Origin of the sequence: Aquirufa lenticrescens (assembly GCF_019916085.1) — a bacterium.
GTDB classification, from domain to species: Bacteria; Bacteroidota; Bacteroidia; order Cytophagales; family Spirosomataceae; genus Aquirufa; species Aquirufa lenticrescens.
This window is the reverse complement of record NZ_CP049834.1, coordinates 1,707,014-1,721,025: the sequence shown is the minus strand read 5'-3', so window position 1 is coordinate 1,721,025 and position 14,012 is coordinate 1,707,014. Positions and strand designations below refer to the sequence as shown.

Below are 14,012 nucleotides of genomic sequence, written 5' to 3'. Positions count from 1 at the left end.
TTTGCAGCCCTGGCTTCGTAGTTCAATGGATAGAATGTAGGTTTCCGGTACCTAAGATGAAGGTTCGATTCCTTCCGAGGCTACAAACTGACCTCTGGTCAACAAAAAAGGACATTTCGCAATGAAATGTCCTTTTGTATTTTAAGTAAAAAGGGAATTTGTGTAGCAGATTTGTGTAGCAAGTGTGAATTACAATTCAAAGCTGTCCTCGAAAACCTTTATTGCCTTATCAGCAAATTTCTGTGGAAACTGCTTCAAATACCCTTGTGTTTGTTGTACCGTTGCATGACCAAGGGCAAAAGAAATTTCCTCAATTGAAGCCCCACTTTCCAACATGTGATAAGCAAATGAATGTCGACTAACATGACTTGACAATTCCTTAATTCCCAAATCTCTTCCGATTCTTCGTAATTTTGAGTTATATCGGGAACGACCTCTTGTCAGTAGTTTTATTTGGTCTCTATTCAACCTTTTCTTGTCGAAAATCTTCAAATCCTTAAAATCCTCATAAGGGAGATAGTCAAAAACATGTCCCGGTTCTTTCTCCCCCATTATTTCACACATTGAGTATGCAACCATTGACTCCATTCTACGGATTAAACCATCAATAATCATTACCTCGTCACTGTAATCATCAAACTTATTTTTTTTAAGATGGTTGTTGAGGTTGACAACGTCCAACACCGTTAAGGAACCGAAATCCTTCTCAGTATGTATATTGAGTAATATCTCCAATTCATTAACGCTTAGATTTAACTGACCAATTGGATTTAATTCCAAGGCTCGTTGAAATTCCATTGGGTAAAAGTAAGAAAGTAGTTTCGCAGATTTGAAGGAGAAAGGAACAGATAACAAATCATCGTTCTTTTGAATAATCAATTCAAGTCGTCCATCTACGAAGTGTTTAAAGTTCATTAGCAGAATATCTGAAACACGAAGACCTGAGGTAAAAAATTGAAACAGGAACTGGTACTTCCCTTCCATTGTCTTGATTCTCTTTTTACCATCCATTTCTTGGTAGTTGATAATCTTTTCGATTTCATCTTTCTTCAACATGCGTGACTTAATCTTCTCCAAGTTCTTCTTTGGTACTTGGATAATATAATGGTCGGTCTTTATTGTCTCAAGGTGCGGATGGTGTTGATTAAACTTCCTAACAAGAGTTTGGATTACCACAATGTAGTTGAACCTCGTGTTGTTTTTCTTTGTAGCGGTTGGGTCCTTAATTCGATTGGTTTGCTTTGCAATGAATATTGCATACTCATAGATAAAGTCAAACCGACGCAAAATTTCAATTGGAAGTCTATCCAAGTTGTAGCGTTCCTTGATGAAGAGAACCATAGAATTGACGATGGTGGTGTACTTATTTTGGGTTGCGATAGAATCGTAATCTTTGACCAATATCTCCCTGCAGAACTCAATAAAACATATCTCCTTCTCAGCAACTAACGAAGGTGTTTGGTGGTCAAATCTCTTCTGAGTTTTAATCTTTTGACTGAACTGGTTTTTCAACATTTGAATCCTACTGTTGATTAGAATGTAATCCACACCTTCGTTCACTTTTACTTTTTCATTGTTTCCATCCCAAAGTCTCACCGGTATTTTATATCCAATTGACTTTCTTGATACAGGTGTTCTATCATCGAAAATACTTTCAATGATTGAGCCAATATTCTTGTCCTTCTGAGACTTCCTTAAAGAAAAAAACTGGTACATGACTTTCACTTGATTATTTTAAACCCTTCACCTATAAACTCTTCAATAAACACATTACTTCCTTTAACTTGAACGAAGCTGTACTTCAACCTTTTATAGGCAAAGTATCTTTTCACGCCATCGACAATCATATTATTTTGATTAACTTCAATAGGGTCCAAAACTTCGCCATTTTCAATATTCTGACAGAAATTCAGAATGTCATTTAGTTTACAATGGTATCCTTTTTTTACGTGTAGCTCCTTAATAGAAATTCTTGTAGTAACTTGGTTATAACCAAGATTTGATTGGAGACCACCTGGTTGGATGACCTCCTTCAAATCCACTAAAAATTGATTATTTGTCCTCACTTCCTATTTTTAAATTGGGAGCAATTTTAACACAAAAAAGGACATTCAGTGCAATGATAAGCCTTTTCTATATTTTCAATTGCATTTTTAAAATTCCACAAATTATGCAGCAATCGATAATTCGATTTTCACTTGTTCTCTTTCTTCAAGACGCTTTGTAAGACGGATATTACAAAAGTCGATAGACTTATGGTCTACATCCCAGCCAAATCCATTTCTTCCATTCTGAATTGCCGCTTCTAACCCCGAACCACTTCCTACAAATAAGTCCCCTACATTATCACCTGGATTGCTATAAGCCTTGATGAATTTTTCATAAATTTTGACTGAAGTAGGTGCTTGATGATAAAATTCCTCATCAACATCCGAGTATTCTGACTTTTGAAATACAGACTCGATAAAAACATTCGTAATAGATGACTCAGGAGATGCCATTGAATATCCCTTACCACCAGTGGTTCTTGATGAACCAGGTATCACTTTGAACTCCCCAATTGAAGAGGGTCTTGTGACTTCATTAAATAACGTTTCATTTGCTGGTTTTAAACCCGCTACGATGATGGTTTCTTTTGAATTCAGAAATCTTGCCACGTGAGGCGTAGCCTTAGCGTTGGTCTTGACAAAGGTATTTACATCATGAATATACCAACCATTCTCAGCAAGTGCAGTTTCCAATTTGGTGCAAACACCTTGATAACCATCTCTGTAAGTCTCACCAATAATAATAACGATGACCCCATTTGGTAACAACTTGCTTTTTGTACCATCGTAAAATCTAATTTCATTATCGATGTATTCAGTTAAGGTTTTCTCTTGACCGTGGATAAATGATTTAGGTTGATTTCGATATTCCCGAAGCTGAAAATATGGTGGTGATTGAATGAACATTCTCATGCTAGAATCAGGAATGTCCGAAAGGTCCATTGAGGATATGTTAAATAAATGGTAACTAATATCATTTACTTTCCCTTCATAATCTTTCCGTTTCCTATCTGCAATTTGGCCTTCTTTCTTAGCCTTTTCACCGAGTAATTGATGCGCTTTATCAATCTTGTACAACCCATTTTCCAAACCGGCCATAATCCCTACTTTATTCCCCGGATTCTCATCTTCGAACCATTTGATTTCCATCAACTTTCGTAATGATGACGCTCCGATTGGTAGGTCAAGCAAGTGGCAGACTAATTCCAATCTTTCTTTACCCTTAAGCCCATAATGTTCATCCTTGTCAATGAAGTCAAACTCCATTAAATCTCTTTTCTTTCCTTGAGATTTTCCAATAAGACCTAACATATGCTCTCCATAATGCATCATCTCACTGTATGACATTTTGGTTCGCTGGTTACTGGTTAATCTGATTTTTACCACATCCTCATCAGGAATGTTAATGTGCAGACATTGTAAAGTTTTCAATCCTAAGGATTTCGCAACTTCCAATCGGACGATTCCGTCCGTTACATAAAAGGTATCTCCAACATAATTACCAAGTAGTGGAGTAAACTGACCCAATCGATTCATGGTGTATTCGATGTGGTCCTTCTTTTTGGGTTTCACAAATTGCTCAAGCAAAGGGTGAATTTTGATATTATCGACTTCGATAACCTCAACGTTAATTACATTTTTCATGCGTTAGAATTTAATTGTTAATGAATTTGTTTAAAAGTTGGTAAAATATTTTGTCAACCATGTTTGGGTCTTAAAAAACGGACTTTCATCCGTCTCGTTTTTTTTAATTCTTTCCTGTGTTTAGATATGTTTGATAGTAGTTATCCCACAACTCAAACCTTAACGCTGTTTTGATGAACTCGTTCTTGTCACTAAGTTTGAACTCAAACACCCACGTCTTACCATCAATTGACGCAACATGGTCAGCTCTAACTGCTCTGGCAAACTTTTGTAATTGTTTCCAATCCGTTACTTGTTCAGCTTCAGTCATGAAGTAGTCTTTAAGTACCTTTTTCATGGAAAACTCTAATCCTAATTTCCCCTTCAAACCAAATGTCTTTGAAACCTTGATGAACTTGGCACCATCATCACCTATCCAGTTTAATTTAACCAGGTCATATTCATCTCCGTTAGCCTTCTTGGTAATCGTTTGATAGCAGTCAGGTTTAAGAACCATAGTAAGTCGTCTAACACGAATCTTCTTTTCTTCTATTACTTGAAATATTTCTTCAGGTGACATCGAAGACTCAGCATCCTTGAAGTCAAGTTTGGTTGTGTAAAAATTTAAAACCTCTTCAACCAATCTATCCCGTTCCGCAAATACCATCTTTCTGAACCCATCTAAAATATTAGCAGAGAATTTACCTGACTCGTAAGCGGAAATCATCTGAGGTAAAGTCATCCCATCAATTTCATCAGCGGGAAATGCCATGAATGACTTTCCGTTTATGAAGTCTAATGTTGCCAAATCCTCTGTCAACATCTTAAGGTTTTTATTCTTTACCTCCTTATTATCCGAATCCTTATTTTTCATTCCCTTGTAATTTTTTACAAATGTATGTGAAGTTTTATTTTCATACAAATATTTTTGTCAACTTTTTTCTTCTTGTAAATTAAAAAAAGATAAAATGTGCCATTATTCAATAGAATCGTTGATTTCGTCTATAATTTTTTTTATGTCATGAAGGTTCGTATCCATGTGTTTTATGATAGTTCCCCTGTGAATTCCTGAATATTTGGATATACTTGACTTGGAAATGGGGATACCTTTGGTTTCCATCTCTTCAATAGTTGCTCTAATTTTTAGCTTGGTTTCGTTCTCTTTTAGGATACCTCGAATCTTACCCGACACTTTACGTTTGTTAAATGTTGCATCGCAATCCTTGTTATAATGGATACGTTTTAAGACCGGCTTGACTTTTGAGTTCCCAAGGAATATTGCACCATTATATACGGTATCAAATAAACCCATCAGTTCACGCAGCTCCATCTTCTTATTACCGGTATATCCCTCATTCACATGATATAGATATGATTGGAGCAAATGTTTATCGGCAACTGGATTAAGGAATATTAACTTATGAATCATATTTGTGAACGTCTTATGTTTCAACCCATCCTTTATTAGATATTGAAAACGTATCTCAACGTAATTGACCTCATTATAATCTACTACCGGGTTCTTTACATTTACTGGTGTTTCCAGTATCAATTGCTCTAAAACTTCTTTGATTGGGGTGGGTACAAATGGTTCTTGGGGTGCACAATGGATACGTATCATATCATCATTAGGTTTTTTATCTTCCAACCGGCAGTTATCAACCTTATTCTTGCCCTTTTTAAATAATTCCACCGGTATGTCTAATTCATTCTCATAGTTATAGAATAAATCAGAGTCTGAGGATATAAACATAGCACGTGCAATACCACCAGCATTGGTATCAATCTTCTCATTAATCAATATGTTATCAATAATGTGTTGCCGAGCAATAAGGAAGTCATTTTCATTCTTAAGATGATTAGATACCTTAAAGAAGATAGAAATACCACCCCGACTACATGATATACATATTAGAGAAGCTAGGTGACCGTATTCATCGATGAACCGGTCTTTTAGTTTGTGAGAATTGGGATAATCATCTATATCAAAGTAGATATATGATGATGGTGCAATTAGGTTGTAATCTGCATCTTTAAGTTTTCGAACCTTGAGTAAACAATTAGGTGTTACGTTCGGTAAGGATTTTTTTAGTGTATCGTAATCCTTACCAATTCTTCTAAGTTCTCGAACCTTTTCGATTTTAAGTTCCTCTGGATTATTCTTTATAAACCTTACAAGTGATGGTAAGTCGATATGTCTGTTGAGGTATTTGTCTTGTATTCCACCCTTAAAATAAGAAAACATGTAATTAAAAATCCCTCACTATTTCACCGGTAGTGGACGGTTACTTTAATGAGGGGGAGTACTCTAAATCTTTATGGTATAAATCAGCTCCACTACAAACTAATTCTTACCTTTTTAATAAATATATCGAAAATGAATTAAAAAGGGAAGGCTCCAATGCTAAGGAATTGCTAAGAAATCTGACCCCACTTCCTGTAATTTAAAGGAGGTTTTTATCGTACCGGCCATAGGTGTAACTTCTAATTGACAAAAAATATGATACTTGGGATATTTGTATCACCAGCAACAATATAGGGTGTAAAATAGAACAGATTTCGCCGTAATTTAACGTGGTGGGAATTGACCCATGTTCGAAACTCAAACCATTTATTATAAAATGACAGAAAAAGACATCTCATCAGAAGAATATTCACCCGCAAAAGGTACAATTACTTCGTTATCCCAATTAACCAAGGAACAGTTTCATGACCTGATGTCAAGTGACCATCCATCGGCAAAGAAATACCGGGATTATGCAAAGAAGGAGTTCGATTACAGGATGAAGTCTTACCAATCCCTTAACGACTTCTTCAATCATAACTCAAACACATAATATTAGAGTATACCTTGAAATGTGAAGACTGGACATGTAGAAATTAAACAAAAAATGCAGCATTCTAGCGCAATAAGGCATAATTTTAGGGTTATAACACCACAAGTCTAATATTATGAAAAAACTAAGTATTCTATATGTTCGTACCAGTTCGATTGACCAAAACTTAGATAGACAACGAGTTCAAGAGGCCAACTACGATAAGGTAATAGAGGACAAAATTTCAGGAGCGGTTGCATTATTTGAAAGACCCGGTGGAAAGGAACTGTTCAAACTAATCTCAATGGATTTGGTAGGGTCTGTATCCTTTTGGCAAATCGACCGGTGCGGTCGTGACCTGAAGGGAATTGTTGATTTTCTACATTTTATGGTCGAGAGGAAAATACCAGTTCATTTTATTGAACAAGGTCTATCAACTCTTAACCAGGATGGTACAGAGAATCCAATCTCAAAGATGTGTATTGCCATGATGTCTGTAATTGCGGAGATGAATCGCAACATGATTAAGTCGGCACAGAAAGAAGGAATTGAACTGGCAAAACTGAAAGGCAACGTTTTTTTAGGGAGAAAACATGGTACCAGCGAAGACCCGCTAAAATTCTTATCCAAGTCAAAAAATAGACATGCAATGGAATTGCTTAAAAAGAACTACAAATCTGTTGAAATATCAAAGATTACAGGTCTTCATATCAATACGATTACCAAGGTCAAAAAATTGATGTTGGTAATGTAATTTGACTCAACTTACACATTAGAGTCTTATAGGGACCTCGTGTCTTTTATAATCGTCCCGGTAAACGTGTTTGATTTTTTACAGTTATTGAATTCACCAAAAACCTCACCAGTAAATCTTAAAGAGGTCATTCTGTATTATCCCGGTAATTAGGAGGGCGTCACAGGGTAGAAGCTGCTACCCTTGACCCCCACTCCCTACAGGAGGCGGTGCCGGAGGTCCCTATTCCGGCCCTCCCTTATATATGAAATACCTTCGTTTTTAGACCCCGGTCAATTCCCCGTTTAAAATCCGGACCAAATTTTTGTGGAAATTGGAAATGTCTACCCTTAAAAACCTTTTGATTTGAAAAAAAGGTGAAAAACCATTTTTAAATCCGGTAGAAAAAATTCCCAAAATTGGAACATTGGTGTCTTAGTCGATATTTATAGTAAAGGACTTTTATGAAAAAAACGAACAAAACCAAGACCGTTTCAATGAAGATTATTTTAACGGAGTCCCAAGCATCGATACTACTGAAGAACCTAAAGAATGAAGCGGAAACCAAAACTAACAAATGAAAATCCCTGGCCTAATAGAAATCAACTCGGACTTGAATCACAATGATATTAATGAATACAAAATTCTTAATCTAACATTTTCTGACCCACATGCGTCTCGCATAATTAGCGAACTTGGACTTATTCGTGAAATCGAATACTTCAAGGTATTTTTTAAAACCGTTCTTAAAGAACTTAATATAGATGAGAATGACAATGTGGCAATCGTAAGTTCCTCAGTAAACGAACTTATATTCAATCTTGCTATGATATGTGCTATAAATAACAAAAACATAGATTATTTTAATCAAACCATGTATTATGTGGGGAATTTGCGGAGGAATATCCAAATTAGTGACACCAACCAAAATTTCGAATTAAATGTTGAGGTAGTTGACGATGAGGATGTTTTATATGATGATGACTTTAATCTCGAGAACTATGACTTGGAAGATTTAGAAGAGTAGTCCTACTTACTTTAAAATACAGGAAGTCATCAATACCGGTGGCTTCTTAGAGGTTCCAACCACCATAATTAACAACTCCTTCAATCTGATTCTCCACACCATCTTCCAATTGTGGGAAGAAATCGATACCTGTCCTTTTCTCTATCTCATCAACAGTTACTGCGAAACTCCTAACTGGTGAAGATGACCCCGAATTAGATAAAATGAATCCAATAATCTTTGGATGTTGTCGGGGTGTAATCTCCGGTATCAGGTGTGATTGGTTCTTCTTTAGCACATGATACCAATAATAGTAAAAGAAATAGAAAATTAACCTTAATGAATTGCACTTGTCTTAATTACTTGAATAATCTGTTGCCAACAACTTTGCCTGTTCTATCACCGTCTCGGTTGCTTTCAACTCCATATCAGGTGGATAACCGTGTTTACGAAGTATCTTCTTTACAGCAATTGGTCTCATCACATCTTTATCTCAATTAACCAGAGACCAATTTCTTGAATTGATTAGTTGCGACCATCCTGAAGCAACCGAAGTAGGCACTAAGTTCAAGCTATCTGCCAGAACGGTTGATGATGTGCTAAAATCTGCAACCGGATATACCCTTACCAAAATCAAAGCAGGTTCATACCAACGCATTTGAAACTGTTCCTTCGGGTTTTTTTTTGCCCCACCAGTTCAAACCCTTCTACACATTGCAGAGTTTGCAGACTTTGCAAGTTTTGCAGGTTGGGGGTACAACCTTTCATATTTCTGCTTATATTTGCCGCAATGAAATTTTTTGCCCTCTTAATGAGCATTTACCTTTTAGTGCTGTCCTGCCTTCCGTGCAATGACAGGCAGGAGCGTAATGTAATGGCTGAGCAAAAGATTTCTGCTAATACTCAGCAACAACAACACCAAACTGGTGACGAAGCCTGTACTCCCTTCTGTACTTGTTCCCACTGTCCTGCATCAGCTTTTTATCAGCCTTTGGCATTATACAAAATGCCTAAAATGCTATTTCAATCTGTGAAGTTTCGTTACAAAGTAGATTTTAACTCCTACGACTTCCATTCTGTTTGGCAACCGCCTAAGATAGGTTAATCTACAAATCACAACATTTCGTTTCCTTAATGCTATTCATCAGGCTTTATAGTTTGATGTAATTCATTTTACGTTGTGGTATGCTTCCCGGTTTATAGCCGTGATTAATCATATAAATCAAAAACAAATTGTCCATTAAAAGCAAAAAGAAAAAGCGTAAACCGCTTACTCTATTGCAGGTATTCAAAGCGGTAGGGATAGCGATAATATGCATCTTGATGTTGTTCGCTATTGCTGCAAGGATTAACCAATAAATAAAATTCATAAACAAATAAAATTTTCAATGTTTCAAAAAATAATTCAGTTCTCAATAAAAAACAAACTTGTAGTGGGGGCTTTTACATTGGCTCTCATTATTTGGGGCGTTATATCCGCTATGCGGTTACCTATTGATGCTGTGCCGGACATCACCAACAACCAGGTACAGATAATTACACAAGCACCAACATTGGGTGCTCAGGAGGTAGAGCAGTTTATTACCACACCTATTGAGTTGGCAATTGCAAATATTCCCAATGTAATTGAAAAGCGGAGCATGAGCCGGAGTGGTATATCCGTAATCACAATTGTTTTTAAAGACAATGCTGATGTCTATTGGGCAAGGCAGCAAATAAGTGAACGCCTAAAAGAAGCAGAAGCACAAATTCCGCAAGGTTTAGGTGAACCAACTTTAGCACCTATTACTACGGGATTGGGTGAAATATATCATTATATCATACATGCAAAAAAAGGGTATGAAAACAAATACACCGCTACCGATTTGCGTACTATGCAGGATTGGATTGTAAAAAGGCAGTTGGCAGGTACAGAGGGTTTGGCAGAAGTAAGCGGATGGGGTGGTTATGTGAAGCAATATGAAATTGCTTTGGATAATGACAAGCTCAATGCTATGAACATTACAATTCCTGAAATATACAAGGCATTAGAAAGTAATAATGAAAACACTGGTGGCAGCTATATAGAGCAACGCAGCAATGCTTATTTTATTCGTGGTTTGGGACTGGTAAAGTCATTAAGTGATATTGAAAAAATAGTAGTAAAAAACGTAAACGGCATTCCTATATTAATCCGGGATGTGGCAACGGTACAGTTTGGCAGTGCAACACGGTACGGTGCAGTTACAAGAAACGGTGAAGGCGAAGTAGTGGCAGGTATTACCCTGATGCTGAAAGGTGAAAACTTTGCACAGGTAATTACAAATGTTAAACAGCGAATGGCACAAATACAAAAATCATTGCCCGAAGGTGTAGTAATAGAACCATTTATTGACCGAACAGAATTAGTAAACAGGGCAATGGGTACGGTAGAAAAGAATTTGATTGAAGGAGGACTGATTGTAGTGTTTATTTTGGTATTGCTTTTAGGAAATCTAAGGGCAGGTCTTATAGTAGCTTCTGTTATTCCTTTAGCAATGCTCTTTGCCATTATACTGATGAATTTGTTTGGTGTAAGCGGCAACCTTATGAGTTTGGGTGCAATTGATTTTGGCTTAATTGTAGATGGTGCAGTAATTATTATTGAAGCAATTGTTCATAGGATTTACATGAGTAAGCATCATCATGTCGGTTTGCAAAAACTTTCGCAATCACAAATGGATGATGAAGTATTTGAAGCCGCTTCAAAAATCAGAAGCAGTGCCGCATTTGGTGAAATTATCATCTTAATAGTTTACCTGCCACTATTCGCATTAGTGGGCATTGAAGGAAAAATGTTTAAGCCAATGGCTCAAACAGTAGCTTTCGCAATTTTAGGTGCATTCATACTTTCATTGACATATGTACCAATGATGAGTGCATTGTTCCTTAGTAAAAAGGCAACACATAAACGCAATATATCAGATAAAATAATTGATTTCTTGCAACAACTTTATACACCATTACTCAATTGGGCTTTGCATTGGAAAAAAACTATTGTGGCTGCTATGGTAGTATTATTTGCCGGCAGCTTAATCCTGTTCAACAGCTTAGGCGGTGAGTTTATCCCCACATTGGAAGAAGGCGACTTGGCTGTTGAAATAAGCATGGCACAAGGTACATCATTAACGCAGGTAGTAGAAACATTAGGCAAGGCGGAGAAAATTTTAAAGGATAAGTTTCCTGAAATAAAACAGGCGGTAACAAGAATAGGGAGTTCTGAAATTCCAACTGACCCGATGCCGATAGAAAGAGCCGATATGATGCTTGCCATGAAGCCTAAAGAAGAATGGACATCTGCACATACCAGGGAAGAAATGATGGAAAAAATGGAAGAAGCACTAAGCATTTTACCCGGTGTAAATTTTGAAATTACACAACCAATGCAGATGCGGTTTAATGAATTAATTACAGGTATCAAACAGGATGTGGCAATAAAAATCTATGGTGAAGATTTGGAAATACTGAATGCTCAGGCAAATAAAATAGCAGGTTTGATAAAAAATGTAAAAGGAGTAAGTGAACCTTTTGTAGAAAAAATAAGCGGCTTGCCACAAATACAAGTGGAGTATAACCGTGATAAAATTGCACAATACGGATTAAACATCAGTGATGTAAACATGGTGCTGAAAACTGCTTTTGCAGGAAATGTGGCAGGTGTTGTGTTTGAAGGAGATAAACGGTTTGACATGGTGGTACGGTTGCAAAAAGATTTGCGGAAAGACTTCAGCAATATTGAAAACCTTTATGTGCCATTGCCATCAGGCAACAAAGTGCCTATTAACCAGGTAGCAAATATTTCATTCAAAACAGCCCCTGCACAAATAAGTCATGAGGATGGGCAGCGTAGAACTTTTGTAGGTTTCAATGTTCGTGGCAGAGATGTTGAAAGCACGGTAGAAGAAATACAACCCATATTAGATGAAAAACTAAAACTACCTTCAGGTTATTACTATACCTATGGTGGTCAGTTTCAAAACCTGAAAGAAGCAAAGGCAAGGTTAGGTATTGCAGTGCCGGTAGCATTATTACTCATTTTAGTATTGCTCTACTTTACTTTCAACAGTGTAAAACAATCATTCCTGATTTTTACCGCAGTTCCATTATCCGCCATTGGTGGCATCATTGCTTTGTGGCTAAGAGGTATGCCATTCAGTATTTCGGCAGGTGTTGGCTTTATAGCTTTGTTTGGTGTAGCAGTATTAAATGGCATTGTATTGATTGGTTACTTCAACCAGTTAAAAGACGAAGGCATTACCGATATATATGAAAGGGTAAGAAAAGGTACAGCCGTAAGGCTGCGTCCTGTAATTATGACGGCAGCAGTTGCATCATTAGGGTTTTTACCAATGGCACTTTCCACAGGTGCAGGTGGTGAAGTGCAAAAGCCATTAGCCACCGTAGTTATTGGCGGTTTAATTACAGCTACGCTTTTAACCTTGCTTGTACTTCCTGCACTCTACATTTTATTCAACACTAAAATTAATTTCAAACCAAATAAAATGAAGAAACCAAAACTCCAGGGCAATTCAATGACTGTGCTGTTACTGTTTACATTCATTGGTTTGTTTGCAGAAAAATCTTATGCACAAAGCAATCAAAAAACTTTACAGGAATGTATTGATATAGCTTTAAAAAATAACCTGCAAATAAAGGGAGCCGACTTATACATTCAGCAATCTCAGGTACTGCAAAAAACAGGTTTTAATCCTGATAAAACAAACCTGCAATTAGTGCAAGACCCAACAAGTGGCGGTAATATTGATAACAGCATAGGCATTACGCAAACAATTGCTTTCCCTACTGTGTATGCTAATCAAAATAAGCTACTGAAACAGGAAACATTATTAGCACAAAAATCAAAATTGCTATCACAGAATGAAATAATAAAAGAAGTAACCGAAGCCTATTACAATTTGGTTTATAGTTCACAAAAAATAAAGCTGTTGCAACAGCAGGATAGTATTTACAGCAACTTTCTCAAACGGGCTACCCTTCGCTATAATACAGGTGAAACAAACCAGTTGGAGAAAATGCAAGCCGAAAGCAGATACAAAGAAAACCAATTGCAGTTAAAGCAAGCCAATACAACATTAAGCAGTTATCAATTGGTATTGCAGAAATGGCTGAATACATCCGAACCGGTAATGCCAAAAGAAAATGAATTACCCAAGATGCCGGATGATTACAAGTTTGACACGGCTGCAATAAAATCAAATCCGCTGATAGAGTATTATAATCAACGGCTGAATGTAAGTACATCACAAATAAATTTGGAGAAAAGCAAGCTACTTCCTGATTTGAATGTGGGCTATTATCATCAGGCTATTGTCAAAGGGTTTGACCCAGCAAAAATTAACCGTAATTATTTCCCTGGTACAAGGATAGCAGGATTTCAGGTAGGTATTGGAGTGCCGTTATTCTTTGGTTCACAAAAAGCAAAAATAAAAGCTGCCAAAATTAATAATACGTTGATTGAAACAGAACGGCAGCAAACCTTGCTATACATGCAAAGTAGTTATGCAGTGCAATACAACGAATACCTGAAAGCAAAAGAAGGTTTGCAGTATTACGAAACCACAGGTTTAAAACAGGCAGACGATATTATCAGAATTTCAAACACAGCATACACAAAAGGCGAAATTGGTTACATGGAGTATATCCAAAACCTGCAAACGGCTATCAATACAAGGCTGCAATATACCGATGCAGTGAACCAGTTCAATCAGTCCATTATATTGTTAAACTACTTAAAAGGAAATAAATAA

12 protein-coding genes and 1 tRNA gene are annotated in these 14,012 nt (G+C 36.7%); 5 read left to right on the top strand and 8 right to left on the bottom strand.

Going from position 1 to position 14,012, the window contains the following annotated elements; all coding sequences use genetic code 11:
• Positions 1–11: 11 nt before the first annotated feature.
• Positions 12–83 (top strand) — tRNA-Arg (locus G9X62_RS07725).
• Positions 84–189: 106 nt separating this feature from the next.
• Here G9X62_RS07725 and G9X62_RS07720 read toward each other — a convergent pair.
• From G9X62_RS07720 to G9X62_RS07700, 5 genes are all read right to left on the bottom strand, one after another.
• Positions 190–1,716 (bottom strand): tyrosine-type recombinase/integrase, encoded by a 1,527-nt coding sequence (locus tag G9X62_RS07720; protein WP_261345568.1) that lies wholly within the window; start codon positions 1,714–1,716, stop codon positions 190–192.
• Positions 1,717–1,721: 5 nt separating this feature from the next.
• Positions 1,722–2,042, bottom strand: a complete 321-nt coding sequence (locus G9X62_RS07715) for a hypothetical protein (RefSeq protein WP_223130153.1) — start codon at positions 2,040–2,042, stop codon at positions 1,722–1,724.
• 126 nt (positions 2,043–2,168) lie between these two features.
• Complete coding sequence (locus G9X62_RS07710; protein ID WP_223130152.1) at positions 2,169–3,692, bottom strand: DNA methyltransferase; 1,524 nt, start codon at positions 3,690–3,692, stop codon at positions 2,169–2,171.
• Between the two features lie 103 nt (positions 3,693–3,795).
• Positions 3,796–4,545 (bottom strand): hypothetical protein, encoded by a 750-nt coding sequence (locus G9X62_RS07705; protein ID WP_223130151.1) that lies wholly within the window; start codon positions 4,543–4,545, stop codon positions 3,796–3,798.
• 102 nt (positions 4,546–4,647) lie between these two features.
• The gene (locus G9X62_RS07700) at positions 4,648–5,916 is read right to left on the bottom strand and encodes a hypothetical protein (RefSeq protein ID WP_223130150.1); all 1,269 of its coding nucleotides are present in this window, start codon (positions 5,914–5,916) and stop codon (positions 4,648–4,650) included.
• Positions 5,917–6,623: 707 nt separating this feature from the next.
• Here G9X62_RS07700 and G9X62_RS07695 point away from each other — a divergent pair.
• Both G9X62_RS07695 and G9X62_RS07690 read left to right on the top strand, forming a co-directional pair.
• Positions 6,624–7,241, top strand: a complete 618-nt coding sequence (locus G9X62_RS07695) for a recombinase family protein (RefSeq protein WP_223130149.1) — start codon at positions 6,624–6,626, stop codon at positions 7,239–7,241.
• 556 nt (positions 7,242–7,797) lie between these two features.
• Positions 7,798–8,247: a hypothetical protein gene (locus G9X62_RS07690; protein WP_223130148.1), complete on the top strand. Its 450-nt coding sequence runs from the start codon at positions 7,798–7,800 to the stop codon at positions 8,245–8,247.
• Between the two features lie 46 nt (positions 8,248–8,293).
• Here the strand turns inward: G9X62_RS07690 and G9X62_RS11290 are convergent, their stop codons facing one another.
• Positions 8,294–8,557: a DNA/RNA non-specific endonuclease gene (locus tag G9X62_RS11290; RefSeq protein WP_338078491.1), complete on the bottom strand. Its 264-nt coding sequence runs from the start codon at positions 8,555–8,557 to the stop codon at positions 8,294–8,296.
• 24 nt (positions 8,558–8,581) lie between these two features.
• On the bottom strand, positions 8,582–8,707 hold the full coding sequence (locus G9X62_RS11285; RefSeq protein ID WP_223130146.1) for a type I restriction enzyme endonuclease domain-containing protein: 126 nt from the start codon (positions 8,705–8,707) through the stop codon (positions 8,582–8,584).
• Between the two features lie 309 nt (positions 8,708–9,016).
• Between G9X62_RS11285 and G9X62_RS07675 the strand changes: the two genes are divergently transcribed.
• On the top strand, positions 9,017–9,331 hold the full coding sequence (locus tag G9X62_RS07675) for a DUF6660 family protein (RefSeq protein ID WP_315857604.1): 315 nt from the start codon (positions 9,017–9,019) through the stop codon (positions 9,329–9,331).
• A 46-nt stretch (positions 9,332–9,377) separates the two neighbouring features.
• Here G9X62_RS07675 and G9X62_RS07670 read toward each other — a convergent pair whose 3' ends face one another.
• A complete protein-coding gene (locus G9X62_RS07670) occupies positions 9,378–9,596 on the bottom strand; it encodes a hypothetical protein (protein ID WP_223130144.1) in 219 nt (72 codons plus the stop codon).
• Between the two features lie 18 nt (positions 9,597–9,614).
• Here G9X62_RS07670 and G9X62_RS07665 point away from each other — a divergent pair, with 18 nt between their 5' ends.
• Complete coding sequence (locus tag G9X62_RS07665; RefSeq protein ID WP_130895639.1) at positions 9,615–14,012, top strand: CusA/CzcA family heavy metal efflux RND transporter; 4,398 nt, start codon at positions 9,615–9,617, stop codon at positions 14,010–14,012.

Bases quoted from the DNA above. Each gene is read 5' to 3' on its own strand.
- G9X62_RS07720 (WP_261345568.1), bottom strand. From the start codon at position 1,716: ATGTACCAGTTTTTTTCTTTAAGGAAGTCTCAGAAGGACAAGAATATT.
- G9X62_RS07710 (WP_223130152.1), bottom strand. From the start codon at position 3,692: ATGAAAAATGTAATTAACGTTGAGGTTATCGAAGTCGATAATATCAAA.
- G9X62_RS07705 (WP_223130151.1), bottom strand. From the start codon at position 4,545: ATGAAAAATAAGGATTCGGATAATAAGGAGGTAAAGAATAAAAACCTT.
- G9X62_RS07700 (WP_223130150.1), bottom strand. From the start codon at position 5,916: ATGTTTTCTTATTTTAAGGGTGGAATACAAGACAAATACCTCAACAGA.
- G9X62_RS07695 (WP_223130149.1), top strand. From the start codon at position 6,624: ATGAAAAAACTAAGTATTCTATATGTTCGTACCAGTTCGATTGACCAA.
- G9X62_RS07690 (WP_223130148.1), top strand. From the start codon at position 7,798: ATGAAAATCCCTGGCCTAATAGAAATCAACTCGGACTTGAATCACAAT.
- G9X62_RS11285 (WP_223130146.1), bottom strand. From the start codon at position 8,707: ATGAGACCAATTGCTGTAAAGAAGATACTTCGTAAACACGGTTATCCA.
- G9X62_RS07675 (WP_315857604.1), top strand. From the start codon at position 9,017: ATGAAATTTTTTGCCCTCTTAATGAGCATTTACCTTTTAGTGCTGTCC.
- G9X62_RS07670 (WP_223130144.1), bottom strand. From the start codon at position 9,596: ATGAATTTTATTTATTGGTTAATCCTTGCAGCAATAGCGAACAACATC.
- G9X62_RS07665 (WP_130895639.1), top strand. From the start codon at position 9,615: ATGTTTCAAAAAATAATTCAGTTCTCAATAAAAAACAAACTTGTAGTG.